Annotated in this window: 22 protein-coding genes; 14 read left to right on the plus strand and 8 right to left on the minus strand. The window is 69.8% G+C overall.

What is annotated here, in order from left to right:
* The first annotated feature begins 154 nt into the window (after positions 1–154).
* The gene (locus FK268_RS17300) at positions 155–541 is read left to right on the plus strand and encodes a hypothetical protein (RefSeq protein WP_052511026.1); all 387 of its coding nucleotides are present in this window, start codon (positions 155–157) and stop codon (positions 539–541) included.
* Positions 542–570: 29 nt separating this feature from the next.
* Here the strand turns inward: FK268_RS17300 and FK268_RS17305 are convergent, their stop codons facing one another.
* Positions 571–915 (minus strand): hypothetical protein, encoded by a 345-nt coding sequence (locus FK268_RS17305; RefSeq protein WP_131676264.1) that lies wholly within the window; start codon positions 913–915, stop codon positions 571–573.
* A gap of 77 nt (positions 916–992) precedes the next feature.
* Between FK268_RS17305 and FK268_RS17310 the strand changes: the two genes are divergently transcribed.
* Positions 993–1,403 carry a hypothetical protein gene (locus FK268_RS17310; RefSeq protein ID WP_052511025.1) on the plus strand — a complete coding sequence of 137 codons (411 nt, stop codon included), beginning with the start codon at positions 993–995 and terminating at the stop codon, positions 1,401–1,403.
* Between the two features lie 9 nt (positions 1,404–1,412).
* Here FK268_RS17310 and FK268_RS17315 read toward each other — a convergent pair whose 3' ends face one another.
* Both FK268_RS17315 and FK268_RS17320 read right to left on the minus strand, forming a co-directional pair.
* The gene (locus tag FK268_RS17315) at positions 1,413–1,781 is read right to left on the minus strand and encodes a hypothetical protein (protein WP_231707128.1); all 369 of its coding nucleotides are present in this window, start codon (positions 1,779–1,781) and stop codon (positions 1,413–1,415) included.
* Between the two features lie 18 nt (positions 1,782–1,799).
* On the minus strand, positions 1,800–2,900 hold the full coding sequence (locus FK268_RS17320) for an ImmA/IrrE family metallo-endopeptidase (RefSeq protein ID WP_224644794.1): 1,101 nt from the start codon (positions 2,898–2,900) through the stop codon (positions 1,800–1,802).
* 277 nt (positions 2,901–3,177) lie between these two features.
* Between FK268_RS17320 and FK268_RS17325 the strand changes: the two genes are divergently transcribed.
* The 4 genes from FK268_RS17325 to FK268_RS17340 all read left to right on the plus strand — a co-directional run bounded on the left by FK268_RS17325 (position 3,178) and on the right by FK268_RS17340 (position 7,448).
* Positions 3,178–3,882, plus strand: coding sequence for a hypothetical protein (locus FK268_RS17325; RefSeq protein ID WP_224644795.1), 705 nt, complete (start codon positions 3,178–3,180; stop codon positions 3,880–3,882).
* A 65-nt stretch (positions 3,883–3,947) separates the two neighbouring features.
* On the plus strand, positions 3,948–5,003 hold the full coding sequence (locus FK268_RS17330; protein WP_231707129.1) for a tyrosine-type recombinase/integrase: 1,056 nt from the start codon (positions 3,948–3,950) through the stop codon (positions 5,001–5,003).
* Positions 4,990–6,990, plus strand: a complete 2,001-nt coding sequence (locus FK268_RS17335) for a tyrosine-type recombinase/integrase (protein ID WP_146436330.1) — start codon at positions 4,990–4,992, stop codon at positions 6,988–6,990. Before FK268_RS17330 ends, FK268_RS17335 begins: the two co-directional genes overlap by 14 nt.
* Positions 6,987–7,448: a DUF6262 family protein gene (locus FK268_RS17340; protein WP_065212754.1), complete on the plus strand. Its 462-nt coding sequence runs from the start codon at positions 6,987–6,989 to the stop codon at positions 7,446–7,448. Before FK268_RS17335 ends, FK268_RS17340 begins: the two co-directional genes overlap by 4 nt.
* A gap of 162 nt (positions 7,449–7,610) precedes the next feature.
* Here the strand turns inward: FK268_RS17340 and FK268_RS17345 are convergent, their stop codons facing one another.
* Complete coding sequence (locus FK268_RS17345) at positions 7,611–8,405, minus strand: hypothetical protein (protein WP_146436333.1); 795 nt, start codon at positions 8,403–8,405, stop codon at positions 7,611–7,613.
* A 232-nt stretch (positions 8,406–8,637) separates the two neighbouring features.
* Between FK268_RS17345 and FK268_RS17350 the strand changes: the two genes are divergently transcribed.
* The 5 genes from FK268_RS17350 (at position 8,638) to FK268_RS24270 (ending at position 12,351) form a co-directional block, all read left to right on the plus strand.
* Positions 8,638–9,993 (plus strand): hemolysin family protein, encoded by a 1,356-nt coding sequence (locus tag FK268_RS17350; RefSeq protein ID WP_146436335.1) that lies wholly within the window; start codon positions 8,638–8,640, stop codon positions 9,991–9,993.
* The gene (locus FK268_RS17355) at positions 9,986–10,981 is read left to right on the plus strand and encodes a CNNM domain-containing protein (RefSeq protein ID WP_146436337.1); all 996 of its coding nucleotides are present in this window, start codon (positions 9,986–9,988) and stop codon (positions 10,979–10,981) included. The genes FK268_RS17350 and FK268_RS17355 overlap by 8 nt, the downstream gene beginning before the upstream one ends.
* A 168-nt stretch (positions 10,982–11,149) precedes the next feature.
* The gene (locus tag FK268_RS17360) at positions 11,150–11,362 is read left to right on the plus strand and encodes a CbtB domain-containing protein (RefSeq protein ID WP_126195642.1); all 213 of its coding nucleotides are present in this window, start codon (positions 11,150–11,152) and stop codon (positions 11,360–11,362) included.
* Positions 11,363–11,375: 13 nt separating this feature from the next.
* Positions 11,376–12,134, plus strand: coding sequence for a CbtA family protein (locus tag FK268_RS17365; RefSeq protein ID WP_146436339.1), 759 nt, complete (start codon positions 11,376–11,378; stop codon positions 12,132–12,134).
* Between the two features lie 43 nt (positions 12,135–12,177).
* The gene (locus FK268_RS24270; protein ID WP_158636137.1) at positions 12,178–12,351 is read left to right on the plus strand and encodes a hypothetical protein; all 174 of its coding nucleotides are present in this window, start codon (positions 12,178–12,180) and stop codon (positions 12,349–12,351) included.
* 13 nt (positions 12,352–12,364) lie between these two features.
* On the opposite strand, the gene FK268_RS17370 is transcribed toward FK268_RS24270, so the two are convergent.
* On the minus strand, positions 12,365–12,886 hold the full coding sequence (locus FK268_RS17370) for a hypothetical protein (RefSeq protein WP_146436341.1): 522 nt from the start codon (positions 12,884–12,886) through the stop codon (positions 12,365–12,367).
* A 103-nt stretch (positions 12,887–12,989) separates the two neighbouring features.
* On the opposite strand from FK268_RS17370, the gene FK268_RS17375 reads away from it, so the two are divergent.
* Positions 12,990–13,523 (plus strand): peptidylprolyl isomerase, encoded by a 534-nt coding sequence (locus FK268_RS17375; RefSeq protein ID WP_146436343.1) that lies wholly within the window; start codon positions 12,990–12,992, stop codon positions 13,521–13,523.
* A 333-nt stretch (positions 13,524–13,856) separates the two neighbouring features.
* Positions 13,857–14,351 carry a C40 family peptidase gene (locus tag FK268_RS17380; protein ID WP_146436345.1) on the plus strand — a complete coding sequence of 165 codons (495 nt, stop codon included), beginning with the start codon at positions 13,857–13,859 and terminating at the stop codon, positions 14,349–14,351.
* A gap of 12 nt (positions 14,352–14,363) precedes the next feature.
* On the opposite strand, the gene FK268_RS17385 is transcribed toward FK268_RS17380, so the two are convergent.
* Together FK268_RS17385 and crgA are read right to left on the minus strand one after the other, a co-directional pair.
* Positions 14,364–14,765 carry a PH domain-containing protein gene (locus FK268_RS17385; RefSeq protein WP_146436347.1) on the minus strand — a complete coding sequence of 134 codons (402 nt, stop codon included), beginning with the start codon at positions 14,763–14,765 and terminating at the stop codon, positions 14,364–14,366.
* Between the two features lie 54 nt (positions 14,766–14,819).
* Positions 14,820–15,113 carry a cell division protein CrgA gene (gene crgA / locus FK268_RS17390; RefSeq protein ID WP_068526287.1) on the minus strand — a complete coding sequence of 98 codons (294 nt, stop codon included), beginning with the start codon at positions 15,111–15,113 and terminating at the stop codon, positions 14,820–14,822.
* Between the two features lie 81 nt (positions 15,114–15,194).
* Here crgA and FK268_RS17395 point away from each other — a divergent pair, with 81 nt between their 5' ends.
* Complete coding sequence (locus FK268_RS17395; RefSeq protein ID WP_146436349.1) at positions 15,195–15,836, plus strand: aminodeoxychorismate/anthranilate synthase component II; 642 nt, start codon at positions 15,195–15,197, stop codon at positions 15,834–15,836.
* A gap of 45 nt (positions 15,837–15,881) precedes the next feature.
* Here the strand turns inward: FK268_RS17395 and pknB are convergent, their stop codons facing one another.
* Complete coding sequence (gene pknB, locus FK268_RS17400) at positions 15,882–17,873, minus strand: Stk1 family PASTA domain-containing Ser/Thr kinase (protein ID WP_146436351.1); 1,992 nt, start codon at positions 17,871–17,873, stop codon at positions 15,882–15,884.
* Between the last annotated feature and the right edge of the window lie 6 nt (positions 17,874–17,879).

Below are 17,879 nucleotides of genomic sequence, written 5' to 3' on the forward strand. Positions count from 1 at the left end.
CGGAAACGATGTTCACGAGCAACCATCAGGTGGGGCCAGATCAAACCGTCGCAACACCACCGGCGAGTCGCAAACGGGGCCAGGTCTAGCCGTCGAGCCGGGGCCTCTTCAAGCTGTCATAGCCAGGTGTGCGTGTCCTGGCAGGCTGGTCCGTATGGCCGATGAGGTGAGTGAGGATGACCTGGCGGGGATCCGCGCGCGGTTCCTTCCCGGGTGGTGCGGGTCCCTGGATGTCGGGCCGGGCTGGTACCGGCTGATCGTCGATCTCGACCGGGAGCTGGGCGCGATCGACCCCGATTACCAGCTGGTGCAGGTCAAGGAGAAGTTCGGTGGGCTGCGGTACTACGTGGAGCTCGAACCGGACCGGCCCCGGCCGGGCTTCGACGAGTTGATCCGGGCGGCTGAACGACGGTCGGAGCGGACCTGCGAGCAGTGCGGCCGCGGTGGCGGCCTCACGCGCCGCGGAAGCTGGGTCCGGACCCTATGTGCCGCGGACGCCGCGGCGAGCGGATTCGTCCCCGACGAGGCCGCAGCCGACTAGAAGATCGGTGCGGGTCTGGTGCACGGTGGTCAGTCGCGGGTGTCGCGCAGCGGATGGTCGGCGATCCGGGTCCACGGCACCGTCGCGTCGTGATCGTCGAATGTGAGCGTGATGCCGACCTCGCGGACGCCGGCGGCGGTGAGGTGACGCTGGAGTGCGGTGAGGACCTCGGCGGTCGTGCCGGCGCCGACTTCTGCGGCTGTCGTGGCCACTGCTTCGTCGAGTAGGTGTGCGGCCGTGCGGTACCGCTGATCGATCAGGTCTATCTCGGCGGTGATGGCGTCCACCCGGGCCCGCCGGTCCGGGTCGGCGAGAATCCGCGCCAGCCGCTCATTGCCGGACACGAACCGCACCTCGTCGCTACTTTCCGTCATGGTCGTCAGCATCCACGCTGGGCGCGACGTTTATCCGGGTGGACAAGTGCACCGGGCCGCGCGGATCATCGCCTTGCGTGGACGAGACGACTACCGGCACCGATGTGGGAGCGATACTCGATGAGCTGGTCGGGCCCTTCTACGACGCCGAAGGTGTCACCGGGTACCTCGGTCTGGACGGCGATGACCTGGCGCGGATGGTCGCGGCGGAGCAGGTGATCTGTGCGCCGCTGGCCGGCGGCACCCCGGTATTCCCTGCGTGGCAGTTCCCCGACGGCCGCCGGGTGGATGAGTGGCTGCTGACCATCTGGCAGACCCTGCGGCGCGCCGCCGAGCCGTGGACGGCGGCCGGCTGGATGTGCGCGCCGTCAGCGGACCTCGACGACCAGACGGCGATCACCTACCTCACCCGCGGCCCGCGTGATCCCCGCCGCCTGGATGTCGTCCTGGCACGGGCATCCGAGGACAGCGCCCACTGGATGCAGTAGGGCGCGGCATCAGAGCGGTTGGTTGATACCGGTTTCGGCGGACTCTTCGGCGAGGACCTTGGCCGTGAGACCGCGGGCGTGTGCTGCGCGCCAGGCGGCGGCGAGGTTGTCGGCGCGGCTGTGCCAGGTCATCTCGCCGAGGTACTCGGCGTGTTTCTTCGTCGCATCGGTCCACCGCAGCTCCGCGTAGAGCCGCCGGTACTGGCACCGGAGGACCACCCGCCCGAGAGCGTCGGGTGCAGTGCGGATGACGCGGTTGTGGCGGCCGCCTGCGGCGTCGTCCTGCTCTTTGGCCTGCACCGCCTTGTTCGAACCGCGTGGGACTCGCCAGTGGTGGTCTTTGACCGCGTCCTTGCGGTTCCAGCCCCATCGCGACATCCCCGGCGGCCCGCTGTGTTAGACGACGGTCAGGTGCCGGCTGCCGGCGGTAGCACCTTCGGGTGCACCGAACAGGCTGGTGCGGCGGTCGGGGCTCAGCAGTGTCAGGGCGTCGAGCTCGGTGGTGCTGTATCCGTCGGTGGCGAGTTGGGCGAGGACATCGCGGGCGAGCTCGGGGGTCTCTGCAGGGACACCGGGCCGGGCGCCGTACATCCGGCCGGTCTCGTTGAGCAGGCGGAACATCGCCCGGTACTGCCGGTCGGAGAGCACGCCACGCTCACGGGCACGGACGACGAGCGAGGACTCGCTCACCCCCCAGTCCAGGCGCAGCTCGTCGAGCTCGTGGACGGTCCGGGTCGAGACCCGGTCCAGCGCCGGGCCGATGTCATCGACCGGCGCGAGGAACTCGGCAGCGAAAACATCCGCCCGTCGTTCGGTTTCGGCTGGGCTGACCAGGGTCATCGCATCCATCACCAGGTGCCCGAGTTCGTGCGCGAGGGTCATGCGCATCCGGTCCGGCGGCAGGGCAGAGTTGACGTACACCAGGTGCGGGTGATGCGCGGTGGCGCGCAGGGTGACCGCGTCGATCTCGCGGTCGTGGAAGTCCTCGACGACGACGAAGACCCCGGCCCCTTCCAGCAGTTCGACCATTGATCGGATGGGCCCGGCGATCCGCCAGAGCCGGCGTAGAACCTGCGCGACGGTGATCTCGCCGAGCTCGGCGGCGTAGTCCCCGGGGTCGAGATCCGGCAGCGCCAGCGCCGGATCGAGGTCGGTGTGGGCCACGACCCGACCGAGCCGCATCGCGACCAGGTTGGCGCGCGCCCAGACGCGGTCGCGCTTCCACTCCGCAGTAGTGGCGTTGGCGCGGAAGTGCGTGCCCTGCGCAGGGGAGCGCTCGAACGCGACGCACAGAGCATCCACTGGGCATTGCAATGCCCGCGCGTAGTCGTCGAGCGCCTTACCCGCCAAGGGCAGCGCACCGGCCTCGACCCGGGTGACGTGCGATCCGGAGACCCCGGCCTCCTCCGCGAGCCGCTTCTTCGACCAGCCGTGCGCCAGTCGCGTCAGCGCAACCATCACCGGGTTCGCCTCGGCCTGCGAGAAGAGTGCCGTCACCCAGATCGCCTCCATATCCCTCGATCGGTCCCTGCGCTCCACGCTATCGCTGCAGCACCGCAAATCCGTGCAGAAACACCGTGTGAACTGCGATTTTCCTACCGGCCCGGTTATCTGCACCTGAGACGCAAGTGACTGGTGTGACGCCCATCTCGTGCGCGAGATCGAGCCGAGCCGGTGTGGACAATTCTGCAGGTCACGGCGTGTTGTCTACCTGAGAACTGTACCACGTTAGGCAAAATTCCACGCAAGTAATTACATCGAGAGGAGACAGATCGTGACGACACTCATGGACGACCTCAACCCGCTGCAGGGAACGGTGTCCCGGAAGGAGGCGCAGCGTATCCTGCGTCCGGTGACGATCGGCGTCGGCGCGCTGCTGCTGGCCGCAGTCGATCACTGGAACACGCTCATGGCGGAGCAGCCGGCGCACCTGCGGACGGTGCTGCAACCGCTGCTGCGGGGCAGCCACGTCGCGGCGTTCGTCTCCGCCGGCACCAACGTCTGGCTGAGCACCCAGGGGATGCATCCGCCCGGACACCTGGTCAAACGGCCCTACCAGTGGTCGGAGGTGAGCAGTCACGGCCGCACCTACCTGGCGATCCATCACAAGGAGATGGAGGGCACCAACACCCGGCGCAAGGCGTTCATCAAGCAGGATTCACAGACCCTGCAGCTGGTGGGCGATCCCACGCACTGCGAACTGACCTGGGACTACGACGCGGCCACCGATTCGCACGTGCGGCGGATCTGGGTCAGCGCCCCTGGCGTGCACTGGGAACGGTTCGAGGTGCCGATGGATCGGGTGCAGGAGCGGTACGCCTCCTGGCGCAAACGGGACGTACGGTGGCTGCCCGGGCGGCTACCCGCCGACGACCTCGTCGGCACCGAGGATCTCGTACGCGATGAGCAGGATCGGCGGCGCACCGACATCAAGACCCGCCGGCCGCGCCGCGACGACGTCATCGAGGACCAGCGATGAGGGCCGCCGCGGTCACTGTTCACGGGGTCCGGTCGTGGACGGTCGTCGACGACCAGGGCCTGCCGGTGCCCGAGATCGAGCAGTTCCTGCACTGGCAGCGGGCGATCGGACGTTCCCAGAACACCGTCCGCTCGTACGCACGGCACTTGAGTCAGTTCTACCGCTGGCTCGCTGCCCGGGGAATCTCATGGGATGAGCTGGATTTCCATCAGCTGTGCGATTTCGTCGCCGTCCTCACCGCAGGACTGCCGCCGCTGCCGTCACGGTGCGGGGGCCGTGCACCCGGCACCGTGAAAGCGGTCAGTGCCGCGGTACGTGAGTTCTACGAGTTCCACCGCGTCGAGGGCCGGGGACCGCAGAATTTGGTGCTGACCCGCAATCCGTCGAAGTTGCCGCGGCGAGCGCACAGCTTCCTCGCCCACCTCGAGCAGCGCCGTCCCCGCGAGGTCTCCCGCCTGGCCCGGCCCGACCGGCAGCCGGCCGAGACGGTACAGGTGATCGACTTCGAAACCGACTTCGCCAAGCTGCTCGCCGCGGCGTCGACCACCCGTGACCGGCTGCTGCTGTCGGCGCAGTACGACCTGGGCCTGCGGGTCGGCCAAGCGCTCGGCCTGCGTCACGGCGACCTGAACCCGATGCGCCGACAGGTGGTGATCTGCCGGCGCGACGACAACGCCAACGGCGCCCTGTCGAAGCAGAAGACCCAGTTCATCGTCGACGCGCCGCGGCGGTTCTTCGACCTGTATGCCGCGTACCTTCTCGGTGAGGTCGCCCACGTCGACAGCGATTACGTGTTCGTCAACCTCTCCCGCCCACCCGTCGGTGGTCCGATGACCTACTCCAACGCTTACCAGCTCATCGAACGGATCGGCGCCGCCGCCGGGATCGACGATCTCAACCCGCACATGCTCCGCCACACCCACGCCACCGCCCTGGCCAAGGCCGGATGGACCTCCGCCGAGATCGCCGCCCGCCTCGGCCAATCCCACTCAGCGAGCGCCGACGTGTACATCCACCTCGCCAGCGACGACCTCGCCGAAAAGCTCCGTCACACCGAGCATCTGGTCTGGCGTGAACCGCAGCAGCACCGCGTGAAGGGAGACGGCGATGGCACGCGGTAACGGCGAGCGCGCCCGGTCGGGGCGCAACGATATCTCCGCTCTGCAGGTGCCGGACGGGCCCTGGTGCGCGCCGACGTGGCCGGTCGTCGATGTCGCCGGCGACCGCCGCCGCGCCGCCACCGACCCCTGCGCCGTCATCGAGTGCAACGGCGAACGGTACTGGCTCGGCGGCCCCGGCGGACGCGCCGGCGCCACCTCGGGGCTGTGCTACGCCCACTACTTCCAGTGGTTCCGTGCCGGACAGCCCGCCGACTTCGACGCCTGGGCCGCCATCAGCGCCCTGCCTGTCGGCGCGACGCGCGGCCGGCCTGCCACCACCCAGGCGGTCGACTTCCGCCGCATCCCAGCGGCTGCTGCTGACGAAATCCGGTTCGTCGCCGCCACCAAGATCGGCCGCGGCGACTGGACCCCCAACACCGGACTGCGCCGCGTCCTGATCGTTCTCATCGACGTCGCCGACGGGCGGATCACGAGCTCCCTGACCGAACGCCCCGTCGACGACTGGCTGCTGCTGTGCCGGCAATACTGGCCCTACACCAACTTCGACTCCCTCTGCGCGCCCTACATCCGCAGGTTCTTCCGGCTCCTGCACGGGGCCACCGACCCCGACCCGTGGGCGGCGGACCACTGGCGATGGCGCGACGGATTCGAGTTCGTCCTCGACACCACCCAGGCCGGGGCGACACGAACCGCCGTCGACTGGGCCACCGTCCCGGTGCCCTGGCTCAAGGACGCCGTCAAACGCCTCGCCCGCCAACAGCTGTCCACCTCCAGCATGTCCTGGGGAACACTCACCCAGTGGCTGCGCGCCACCCGCCAACTCGCCCAGTTCCTCACCCTCGACGGAACCGTCCCCGAACCATCGGTGGTCACCAGAACGGTGTTCCTCGACTACCTCGAATGGACCCGCCGCCCCGACACCAAGGCGAACCCCCAACTCGCGAACACCGCCGCCTACCTGCTGGAAACACTGCGCGACTGCGGACTCGTCAACGACCTGGGATCAGCGGTCTTCCTGCGCCGCGGCGAGAACGTCCACCGCAAGACCCGCCGGCCGAGGCCCTTCCCACCCGACGTCATCGAACGCATCGATACCCTGATCGTCGACAACCCGGACACCGATCCCACTCTCCGGGCGATGATCGCCACCACACGATGGGCCGGGTGCCGCATCTCCGAACTCGTCAGCCTCCCGATCGACTGCCTCCAACACAGCGACCAGGGGTACTGGATCGAATACTGGATGACCAAAACCAGTGCCTGGCGCCGGTTTCCCGTCCCCGACAGTCTCGCTACGATTATCCGCGACCAGCAGACCCGCGTCCGCGACACCTACGGGCCCGACGCCGAACACCTCTTCCCCGGCGCCCGATCCCGCGCCGCCGCCGGCCGCACCCAGCCCTGGTCCACCAGCGGCCTACGGCACCGCCTCGCCGCACTCTTCCGCGAGCACGACATCACCACCTCCATCACCACCGGCGAGAAGATCTCCGGAGGCGACGTCCACCGCTTCCGCCACACCATCGGGATGAACCTGCTCAACAACGGATGGACCCAACCGGAAGTCCGCGACTTCCTCGGCCACCACAGCGACACCATGACCGCAACCTACGCCCGCATCACCGACGACACCCTCGCCCGGAAAGCCCGGCAATTCTGGGACACCAACCCCGACAACGGCGCTGACGCCACCGTCGAGCGACTGCGAGCCCGCTTCACCACCGCACTGCCGAACGGGTTCTGCACGCTCCCCGCGACGCAACGCTGCGAATTCCGCCCGAACCCCTGCATCGACTGCTCCTTCCACGACCCCGGCGGCCGCACCTTCCTCGGCGCGCACATCACCCACCGCGACCAGCTCAAACAACTCGCCGCCCAAGCACAGGAAAACGGCGACAGCCAGGCAGCGGAACTGAACAAGAGCATGCTCGACAAGGTCACCAAGCTCATCGACGAAATCAGACCAGACGCGCAGGAACCCAGGTGAGCGAAGGCGACCGCGATCACCGCACAGCCCGCCTCACCGCGGCCGCCGCCGCCCGCACAACCAGCGCGACCGCCCGCGCACGCCGAGCCATCACCCGGCTGCACAACACCGGACACCCCGTCACCTTCGTCGCCGTCGCCCGAGCCGCCGACGTCTCAACCAGCTTCCTCTACAAGCACCCCCAGCTCCGACAGGAAATCGACGCGAAACGCGGCACCGCCCCCACTGGAACCGAACGCTCCACCGCCGCCAGCGCGGAATCCCTCCGCACCAAACTCGCCACCGCGATCGACCGCAACCGTCAGTTGACCGAACTGCTCGAGCAACTACGCACCGAGAACGAGGCGCTCCGCAGCCGACTCCTCGACCTGGGAACCCGGCCACCGGCCACGCAAGAAGCCCGTCGAGGAGAACCTGCAGATAACCCGACCACCACAGGGCCACAACAGCCACGATGACCCCCGTCAGCCACGTCGCGGACAGTCAGGAGGCTCCTATAGATATCGAATCTCCTAGGCTCCACAATCACTTCGTATGCGATCACAGGCGGTTTCCGGTTCATCCGGGAGCCGCCTTCGTCGTATCCGGTGGTTGGACTGAGACGGGGAGGCTTCCTGGGCTCAACGCGTGGCGAGAACGAGGGCCGCGGTCGGATCCAGCGCGGGCAGCGCCGCGATCAGCGCGGAAGCCGGAGTCACGTCGTTCGCCGAGCGGAGCACACCGACGAGACGGCCGTCGGCGATCGCAGGTGCACCCTGATCTCCGGGCTGCGCCATCGGTGGGGACGTTCGCAGCGTTCCACCGAGCGTGCGCCCGTAGTCGAGCACCTCCCGTTCGGTCCGGCTGTTACCTCCGTCCACACGGACGACGACGCGTTCGGTCGTGGCTGCGAAGCCTGCGAGAGTCGATTCGATGACCACCTGGGGATCCAGACTGATGGCAGGCATGTGGAATGCCGGCTCGGACGGTGAGGAGGGCGCCTCGAGGAAGCGATCCACGATTCCGATCCGGCGCCCGTCGAAGGTGTACACCTGCTGCCCCGAGGCTGCGGCACACGCATCACCCGACAGTGCCCATTGCCTGCCGGACGACGTGCGCGCGAAGAAGGACACGGTACACACGCGGTCCGATGTCTCGCCCGCGAAGCGGATCGGGTCGCCGGGCCGGAGGCGGACGGCGACACCGTCGGGGACGGTGCCGACGGACACCCGCGGAGCATCGCACCAGATCGTGATGAACGGCGGCAAAATGCAGGTGGGGTTCTTCATCGCGCCCGCGGGGACGACCGGGACGGAACGCGCAGGGGTGCCGATCATCGCCGAACCCGCTCCCGGGGAGGGCTCGGCAGTGCCGTCCAGGTGCGCCGAACAGCTCCCCGACGCGACGAGAGCAGCAGCGAACGCCAGAGCATTCACGGTCCGACATCGCATAGTGCGGATCGTAGACCACGTGCCGCGAGGTGCCGGCGAAAGCACGCCGTTGAACGTCTGGACCTGGGGCGATGCCGGGACCTCAAACTTGACCTACTCTTTACTCAGTGACCCGCGACCCGTCGGGCCCGAAACAGAGAGATTCGATGAGACGCGCCTCGCGCAAACGACGAAGACCCGGAACCGCTGAACCCGAGCCCCCGAACGGGGCAGCCGCGTGATCACCCTTCTCACGGTCCTCGCCGGCATCCTGGTGGTTCTCGTGATCACCGCCTTCACCGGCTACTTCGTAGCCCAGGAATTCGCGTACATGGCGGTCGACCGATCGCGGCTCACCGCGCGCGCCGCCGCGGGTGACGAGGCCTCGGCCCGCGCCCTGCAGGTCACCAAGCGCACCTCCTTCATGCTCTCCGGCGCGCAGCTCGGCATCACCGTGACGGGCCTGCTCGTCGGCTACGTCGCGGAGCCCATGATCGGGCAGGGATTCGGCACGCTGCTCGGTGGCGTGGGCGTCCCGGCCGCCGTCGGCATCGGCATCGGCGCCGTGGTCGCCGTCGGCCTCTCGACGGTCGCGCAGATGGTCTTCGGCGAGCTCTTCCCGAAGAACCTCGCCATCGCCCGGCCCGAGCCCGTCGCCCGCAGGCTGGCGCTCTCCACCACGCTCTACCTGCGCGCCTTCGGCTGGTTGATCCGGTTCTTCGACCAGGCGTCGAACCTGCTGCTGCGTGCGGTGAAGATCGAGCCCGTGCACGACGTCGAGCACTCCGCGACCCCGCGCGACCTCGAGCACATCGTCGCGGCCTCGCGCGACGCGGGCGAGCTGCCGCGGGAGCTGTCGACCCTGCTGGACCGGATCCTGGACTTCCCGGACCACACCGCCGAGCACGCCATGATCCCGCGGTCCCGCGTCGACGTGGTGCGGGCGGACGACTCCGCGGCCGCGGTGCTCGACCGGATGGCCGACGGTCACACCCGGTATCCGGTGATCGGGGAGAGCGCCGACGACCTGATCGGCGTCATCACGCTGCACGACCTGCTGAGCAATGCCACCGGCGACGCCCGCTCGCGCTGCCGGCCCGCCGTGGTGGTGCCCGGCTCCATGCCGCTGCCCACCGTCGTCGCGCAGCTCGCCGACGCCGGCCAGGAGATGGCCCTCGTCATCGACGAGTACGGCGGCTTCGACGGCGTGGTCACCGTCGAGGACATCGCGGAGGAGCTCGTGGGCGAGATCGACGACGAGCACGACGGCGCCGACCCCGCGCCCGCCGTCCGCGAGGGCGCCGGCTGGCTGCTCCAAGGCGATGTCCACCTCGACGAGGTCGAGCGCCTGCTCGACGTGGAACTCGAGCCCGGCGATGCCGAGACCCTCGGCGGCGCCGTCACCGCGCGGCTCGGGGCGCTGCCGCGCGTCGGCGACACGACGGACCTGCCGCTGCTCCCGGACCCGGTGTGGGCCCCCGGTAAGGCGCCGGCCGCGCTCCGGGCGGAGGTACGCACCGTCGAACGGCGCGTGCCCGCGACCGTGCACCTGAGCCCGGTCACCGACGACGCGGCGGAGGCCCGCGATGAGTAGCCCCTGGGTGGTCGTGGCCGTCACGGCCCTGCTGATCGCGGCCAGCGCCTTCTTCGTGGCCGTCGAGTTCTCCCTCATCGCCGCCCGCCGGCACCGGCTCGAGGATCAAGCCGCGCACAGCGCGTCCGCGCGGGCCGCGCTGCGCAGCTCCTCGGAGCTGTCGCTGCTGCTCGCCGGCTCGCAGCTGGGCATCACGGTGTGCACGTTGGCGCTCGGCGCGATCACCAAGCCCGCGGTCGACGGCCGGCTGACACCACTCCTCGCCGCCACCGGCATGCCCGGCTGGATCGCCGACGTGGGCGGCTTCGTGCTGGCCCTCCTGATCGTCACCTTCCTGCACCTCGTGGTGGGGGAGATGGCCCCGAAGTCGTGGGCCATCGCGCATCCCGAGCGCTCGGCGATCCTGTTGGCCCTGCCGATGCGCGCCTTCATGACGGTCTTCCGGCCGCTGCTGATCGTGCTCAACGAGGCCGCCAACCGATGCCTGCGCCGGGTCGGCGTGACCCCGGTGAACGAGGTGGAGACCGGGCAGGATCCGGCGGCGCTGCGGCACCTCGTCGAGCACTCGGCGACCGTCGGCGCACTCGACGAGCAGCACTCCGGGCACCTGACCAGCGCGCTCGAGCTCGAGGCGCTCACCGTCGGCGACATCGCCCGGTGGGACGTCGCAGCCTCGACGGTGCCCGCGACCGCGACGCCGGAGCGGATCCGCGCCGTCGCGGACCGGACCGGGCACCTGCGCCTGCTCATCGACGACGGCGCCGCCCTCGTGGGCGTGGTGCACGTGCGCGACAGCCTCCGCGCCGCGCCCGCGGCGACCGCGCGGGAGCTGATGCGCCCGGTGCTGATCCTCGACGCCGCCGAACCCGCCTACGCCGCGCTCGGCACCATGCGGGACTCGCGCACGCACCTCGCCGTCGTCGAGCGCGACGGTGCGCGTGCCGTGGTCACCATGTCCGACCTGCTCGGCAGGTTGATGCCCGTCTGAGCGCGGCGTCCGGCCCGCGGGGTTACACTTCGCGGGCCGGATGCGGAATCCCGTAGGGGAGCGGTCGCGCCACTGTGAAGCCAGACCCGCCCGGCATGCCCGGGCGACCGGGCACCGTCGGAACCCCACTACCCGGGCGCGAAACCCCGGACGAAGGAGCGCCCGCTCATGGCGAACGCATCTACCACCGCCCATGCGGGCGATCTCTCGCTGCACGTCTCCCGCCGCGCGGTGTGGCTCTCCGCGACCCTGATCCTCGCGGTGCTCGCCTACTACTTCATCGGCATCGACCAGGGCGCCGTGTCGGTGTTCGGCAACGACATGCACGTGCACGAGTTCTTCCACGACGCCCGGCATTTCCTGGGCTTCCCCTGCCACTGATCGGGGAGCACCTGTGGAGAAGCACGTCATCGCCCGCGGCGCACTCGCCGGGGCGATCGGAGGCCTGCTCGCATTCGTCTTCGGGCGGATCATGGTGGAGCCGATCATCGGCCGCGCCATCGACTTCGAAGAGGCCCGCAATGCGGCGGAGCACGCCGCGCACCCCGGCATGGCGATGGACGAGCCGGAGCTGTTCACCCGCGCCGTTCAGCAGAACGTCGGGCTGGGCGCCGGCCTGATCCTGTTCGGCATCGCGATGGGCGCGCTCTTCGCAGTGGCCTACTGCGTGGCGGCGCCGAAGCTCGCGCAGTGGACGCCGCGATCGGTGGCGCTGGCCGTCGCCGGCTCGCTGTTCGCCGGGATCTACGCCCTGCCGTACCTGAAGTACCCGCCGAACCCGCCCGTCGTGGGCGATCCGGAGACCATCCGGGAGCGCACCGGCGCCTACCTGCTGATGGTCGCGATCTGCGTCGCGCTGGTCGCGGCCGCGTGGGTGATCGGCCTGGCCGCGGTGCCGCGCCTCGGCGCGTACGGTGCGGCGCTGGCCGGTGGCGCGGTGGTGATCGTCGGGCTGATCCTGGCCTGCGTGCTCCTGCCGGCGAACGCGCCCACCACCAAGGGCTTCGACCCCGACGACCTGTACTGGTTCCGGACCTACTCGTTCCTCGCACAGGCGATCCTCTGGGCCGCGATCGGCCTCGTCGGCGCCGAGTTCCTGCACCGGCTCACCGTGCGCAAGGGTGCCGCGGCGCGCGAGTCGGTTCCGGCCTGAGGTCTTCCGCACGAACGACGCAGCGGCGGCATACCCTGAGGGTATGAACCGCCGCTGCGCTCTGTGCTGGGTGGCCGCGCTGATCTCGATCATCGTCTCGGCCACCGTCCACTACCGCGGAGGGAGCGGCGGCCTCGACGGCCTGTTCTTCGTGATCGCGCTCGCCTGGGCGCTGCTCGCCATCCAGGCCCACCAGCCCGCCGGCTGGCGCGGCTAGGAGCCCGGGTTCGTCACTCGCCCTTCTTGCGGGGATCCTCCTCGGTGGGCGACTCGACGGCCGCCTCCTCGCTCTCCTCCACCTGCTCGAGCTCTTCGACGGGGGACGGCGCGCTGTCGCCGGTCGCGCCGCTGGCCGGGCGCACGCGAGGCGGCTCAGCAGCGACGGGCGGTGCCGACGGGGTGCGCAGCAGCTTGAAGGCCACGCCGCCCACCGCCAGCACCAGCGCGACCACCGCGCTGATCAGCAGCGGCCGGCGCCAGGCCGGACGGGACGGCGCACCGTCGGACAGGGTGATCGCCTGCTCGGGATCGACCTCCGCAGGGGCCAGCCACGACCGGACCAGGCGGTAGATCGCGGCCAGGGTGCGTCCCGTGAGGGAGAGGCCGAGACCGGTGAGGGCGCGGGCGATGTTCGCGGGGCCGACGACGCTCTGGCCGAGGCCGGAAACGAGTCGCTGGACGTTGGAGGGGCCCGACGGGGCCGTGAGCGCGTCCGTGGCGGGCGCGACATCGAGCGCGGGGGTGGAGGCCATCGGTGGAGGGATCCTTTCAGGCGGACGGGACTGCGTCTTTCCACCGCCGATTCTTATCCGATCTTCGCGGGTTCGCACTTGCAGAAAATGGCAGAATGGCGGTGTGACCAACTCCAACGCTACCGCCCACGTGACCCTGCACACCTCTGAAGGCGACATCCGCATCGCGCTGTTCGGCAATCACGCTCCTGTGACCGTGGCGAACTTCCTCGGCCTCGCTCAGGGGACGAAGGACTACACCACCACGAACGCCTCCGGCGGCACGTCGGGCCCGTTCTACGACGGCTCGATCTTCCACCGCGTGATCGACGGCTTCATGATCCAGGGCGGCGACCCGACCGGCACCGGCACCGGCGGACCGGGGTACGACTTCGTCGACGAGTTCCACCCGGAGCTGCGCTTCGATCACCCGTACCTCCTCGCGATGGCGAACATCGGCCGCCCGGCCACGAACGGCTCGCAGTTCTTCATCACCGTCGGCAAGACGCCGCACCTGAACAACCGCCACACGATCTTCGGTGAGGTCGAGGACGAGGCCAGCCGCAAGGTCGTGGACGCGATCGGCGGCACGCAGACCGACCGCGCCGACCGCCCGGTCAAGGACATCACGATCAACTCCATCACCGTCGAGGAGTAGTCGCTCCCTCGCACGGAGAGCCCGGCCGGTGGATCCGGCCGGGCTCGCGTGTTCCCGAGGTGTGCCCGCGTGAATTTACTTCGCCTAACTGCTCCATCAGTGTGAATCGGATTCGGTGGAGAATTGTCGATGGCTCAACCAATCGTGTGACGACCGTCTCGATCCGCGCAGGTCGGTGAGGATGTTCACGGCACAAAGCCCGCTCTGAGATGGACACCCGTCGTCCGGGCTTCGTAACGTTGCCGTGATCTTGTGGAGACCAAGGCGTGACCGACATGCCGCTCCACCGGAGTCGGGAGTTCCACGAAAGTGTCCAGCGACAGTACGAAGACCATGACCCGCCGCAGCACCCGCCGCGGCACGATGCGCGCCGCCCTCGGGTCCGCCGTCGCCGTGATCGGAATCGTCGCCGCACCCGTCGTGGCTCAGGCCGCGCCCCTCCCGCAGGCGCCCGCGCCGCAGGCCCCCGTCGCGCAGGCCGCCCAGGCAGGGCCGGACCGCTCGTCGGTCGTGCAGGCCGCGCTGACCCGCGTGGGCATGCCCTACTCCTACGGCGCCGCCGGTCCCAGCTCCTTCGACTGCTCGGGTCTGGTGACCTGGGCCATGAACCAGGCCGGCGTCAGCGTGCCGCGCAGCAGCTACTCGCTGATGAGTGCGGGCACCCCCGTCTCGCAGTCCGAGCTGCGCCCCGGCGACGTGGTGATCACCAACGGCGGCGGGCACGCCGCCCTCTACGTGGGCGATGGGCAGGTCGTCGAGGCCGTGACCTCGGGCGTGCCCGTGCGCGTGGCGGGCATCCGCGGTTTCGTGACCGCCCGCCGCTTCTGACGGAGCGATCCGTCAGGGCCGCAGGGCCTCGAGCTGCTGGGCGACGAGCGTCGGCGCCTCGCCGAGCTCCCAGCGGCCGAGGAAGAGCAGATCGTCGCCGCGGCTGAGCTCCAGCAGCACCGACTCGCGACCCCAGTGGCGCGTGGTGGTGCGCTTGATCTCCAGGCCGTCCCAGGGGAAGACCTTGCGGCCGAAGGCGCCGCGGTAGACGACCCCGGCATCGTCGGCGGACAGGCGCGGGCGCAGCACCAGCACCTGTACCCCGAGGTAGATCAGGGCGAGGACGCCGACGCCGACGAGCACCATCCCGACGGGGTCCTTGATCGCCTGGAAGCCGACGGCCGCCGCGCCGAGGACGATTCCCGAGACGAGCAGCACGATGCCCACCCCGCGCGGCGCGCTCCAGTTATCCACAGGTTTATCCACAGCTGGGGATGAATGACATCGTTGTGATTTCGCTGGTCAGGGCTACTTCCACCACATCGTCATCAACAGACCGGTGATCATGAGGCCGAAACCGATCGCGAAGTTCCACGCCTCGAGGTTGGCCATCCACTCCAGCGGCTTGCCGGGCGCGCCCATGCCGTTGGGGTCCGCGCCGACGTAGTACACGAGCAGCCAGGCCAGGCCGGCCAGCATGAGCGCCAGGAACGCGACCACGAACCACCGGCCCGACGGTGCGCTCACCTTGACCGGCGTGCGCGAATCCGTGGCGGTGTTGATCGTGTAATCGGTCTTCTTCCGGACCTTCGACTTCGGCATGGCTTCCTTCTACCAGGGTGCGTTTCACCTGCCAGGTTATCGGATGTACCTGCCCGACCCCACCCCGCTAGTCTGGACGGCGTGCGGATCCTCGTCGTCGACAACTATGACAGCTTCGTGTTCAACTTGGTCCAGTACCTCGGCCAGCTGGGCGTGGAGGCGGACGTCTGGCGCAACGACGATCCGCGACTGGACGATCCGGCCGCGGCGGCCGCGCAGTACGACGGCGTGCTGCTGAGCCCGGGCCCCGGCACCCCGCAGCGTGCGGGGCAGACGATGTCGATGGTCGAGGCCGCCCGCGACGCGGGCTCCCCGCTGCTGGGCGTGTGCCTCGGGCATCAGGCGATCGGCGCCGTCTTCGGCGCGACGGTCGACCGCGCGCCCGAACTGCTGCACGGCAAGACCTCGCTGGTGCACCACAGCGGCCGTGGCGTCTTCGCCGGCCTGCCCGATCCGTTCACGGCCACCCGCTACCACTCGCTGACGGTGCTCGAGCCCACGATCCCCGACGACCTGGAGATCACCGGCCGCACGGAGTCCGGCGTGGTGATGGGCTTCCAGCACCGTGAGCTGCCCATCCACGGCGTGCAGTTCCACCCGGAGTCCGTGCTCACCCAGGGCGGGCACCGCATGCTCGCCAACTGGCTCGCCGTGTGCGGCTACGAGGTCTCCGAGGCGCGCGTCGCCGAGCTCGAGCAGGAGGTCGCCGCGGCGCTCGCCTGAGCGTCGCGCACCGTCGGGCGACGGTGACCGCCGCCCGACGGCCGGCTACCCCCGGCGGACGTGCAGGACGATCGTCGCCGACGAATCGACCCGGGAGCCCACCGGCGGGTCGGTCTTCCAGACCTGCCCCCGGTCGAACAGGCCCGACGGGGCGTCGACCACGGTGGTGATGTTCCCGTCCGAGAAGCCCGCCTGGATCAGAGCTGCGCGGGCGGCGTTCTGATCCTGGTTGATCACGTTCGGCATGACGAGCGGCTTGGCCTTGGAGACCGTCAGGGTGATCGTGCTGCCCTTGTCGGCCTTCGCGCCCGCCTTCGGGTCCTGCCCGACGACGGTGCCGACGGCGGCCGGATTGTCCACCTCGTTGACGGTCACCTTGAAGCCGGCGCCGGTGAGGTTCGCCTCGGCCTGCGACCGCGGCGTGCCCGTCACATCCGGCACGCTGACCTGCTCCGGACCCGTAGAGACGGTGACCACGATCGGCTGGTTCTGCTGCGTGTTCGTGCCGACGGCGGGGTTGGTGGAGATCACGGCGCCCGCCTTGACCGTCGGCGAGGCCTCCTTCTTCGGATCCTTCGCCACGGTGAAGCCGGCCTTGGTGAGGATGTCGCGGGCCTCCTGCTCGGGCCGGTTCGCGACGTCGGGCACCGCGGCGATCTTCGGGCCCGTCGACACCTGGAGCACCACTGTCGAGCCCTTGGCGGCGCTCGCGTTCGGCCCGGGCAGCGTGGAGATCACGTGCTCGGCGGGCACGGCGTTGTCGGGCATCCGCTGCATCTCGACGGTGAAGCCGAGCTTCTGCAGGGCGACCTGGGCGTCCGCCGCGGGCTCGCCGATCTGTGAGGTGACCGTCGCGGTCTGCTCGCCGCCGCGGCTGCTGAGCAGGTACCAGGTGGTGCCGCCGACCAGGACGAGAGCGATCACCGCCGCGGACAGCCAGAGCAGGAGTCGCGAGCGATCGTTGCTCTTCGCGGGCGCCGAGTGCCGCCGACGCACCGGTGCGGGGACGGCCGGATCGACGATCGCCGTCGGCGGATCGTCGTCGGTGGACTCGGTGCCGGTGCCGGTGGCGGCGTCCGCAGTGGCCGCGGCAGCGACGGGGGCGGCGGCCGGCGCGCGACGCCGGGACCGCGACGGCTCGGTGAGCAGCGCGTCGCGTTCCTCGTCGGAGAGCACCATGGGCGCCTCGGGCTTGCGGCCCGCGAGCACCCGGATCAGGTCCTGGCGCATCTCGCCGGCCGTCTGGTACCGGTTCGCGGGGTTCTTCGACAGCGCCTTGAGCGTGATCGAGTCCAGCTCGGGCGGCACGGTCTCCAGGATCGACGACGGGGTCGGCGGATCCTCCCGGACGTGCTGGTAGGCCACCGAGACGGGGGAGTCGCCCGTGAACGGCGGCTGCCCCGTGAGCAGCTCGAAGATCACACAGCCGGCCGCGTAGACGTCGGAGCGGGCGTCCACCGAATCGCCGCGGGCCTGCTCCGGTGAGAGGTACTGCGCGGTGCCGATCACGGCCGCCGTCTGGGTCATGCCCGCCGACGGATCGCTCATCGCCCGCGCGATGCCGAAGTCCATCACCTTGATCTCGCCCGCGCGGGTGAGCATCACGTTGGCGGGCTTCATGTCGCGGTGGACGATGCCGTTGCGGTGGCTGAAGTCCAGGGCCGCGCAGACATCCGCCATCCAGGTCATCGCGGCCTGCGGCGCGATCGTCCCGTCGCGCCGCAGCACGTCGCGGAGGGTCTCCCCGTCGACGTACTCCATCACGATGTAGGGCAGCGGACCCGACGGGGTCTGGGCTTCACCGGTGTCGTAGACCTGCACGATCGTCGGGTGGTTCAGCGAGGCCGCATTCTGCGCCTCCCGCCGGAACCGCTCGTAGAAGCTCGGATCGCGCGCCAGATCGGCGCGCAGGATCTTGATCGCCACGTCGCGCGAGAGCCGGGTGTCCCGCGCCAGATGCACCTCGGACATGCCGCCGAACCCGAGCGTTTCGCCCAGGTCGTAGCGGTCGTTGATGCGACGCGGCGGGGTTGTCATCGGTGG

The sequence above is a fragment of the Tsukamurella sputi genome (assembly GCF_007858445.1).
GTDB lineage: Bacteria > Actinomycetota > Actinomycetes > Mycobacteriales > Mycobacteriaceae > Tsukamurella > Tsukamurella sputi.

What these genes read in the sequence shown, in the direction of transcription:
- FK268_RS17300 (WP_052511026.1), top strand. Translation starts at nt 155, where the DNA reads ATGGCCGATGAGGTGAGTGAGGATGACCTGGCGGGGATCCGCGCGCGG.
- FK268_RS17305 (WP_131676264.1), bottom strand. Translation starts at nt 915, where the DNA reads ATGACGGAAAGTAGCGACGAGGTGCGGTTCGTGTCCGGCAATGAGCGG.
- FK268_RS17315 (WP_231707128.1), bottom strand. Translation starts at nt 1,781, where the DNA reads ATGTCGCGATGGGGCTGGAACCGCAAGGACGCGGTCAAAGACCACCAC.
- FK268_RS17335 (WP_146436330.1), top strand. Translation starts at nt 4,990, where the DNA reads ATGGCACGCGGTAACGGCGAGCGCGCCCGGTCGGGGCGCAACGATATC.
- FK268_RS17355 (WP_146436337.1), top strand. Translation starts at nt 9,986, where the DNA reads ATGAGTAGCCCCTGGGTGGTCGTGGCCGTCACGGCCCTGCTGATCGCG.
- FK268_RS17360 (WP_126195642.1), top strand. Translation starts at nt 11,150, where the DNA reads ATGGCGAACGCATCTACCACCGCCCATGCGGGCGATCTCTCGCTGCAC.
- FK268_RS24270 (WP_158636137.1), top strand. Translation starts at nt 12,178, where the DNA reads ATGAACCGCCGCTGCGCTCTGTGCTGGGTGGCCGCGCTGATCTCGATC.
- FK268_RS17370 (WP_146436341.1), bottom strand. Translation starts at nt 12,886, where the DNA reads ATGGCCTCCACCCCCGCGCTCGATGTCGCGCCCGCCACGGACGCGCTC.
- FK268_RS17380 (WP_146436345.1), top strand. Translation starts at nt 13,857, where the DNA reads ATGACCCGCCGCAGCACCCGCCGCGGCACGATGCGCGCCGCCCTCGGG.
- crgA (WP_068526287.1), bottom strand. Translation starts at nt 15,113, where the DNA reads ATGCCGAAGTCGAAGGTCCGGAAGAAGACCGATTACACGATCAACACC.
- pknB (WP_146436351.1), bottom strand. Translation starts at nt 17,873, where the DNA reads ATGACAACCCCGCCGCGTCGCATCAACGACCGCTACGACCTGGGCGAA.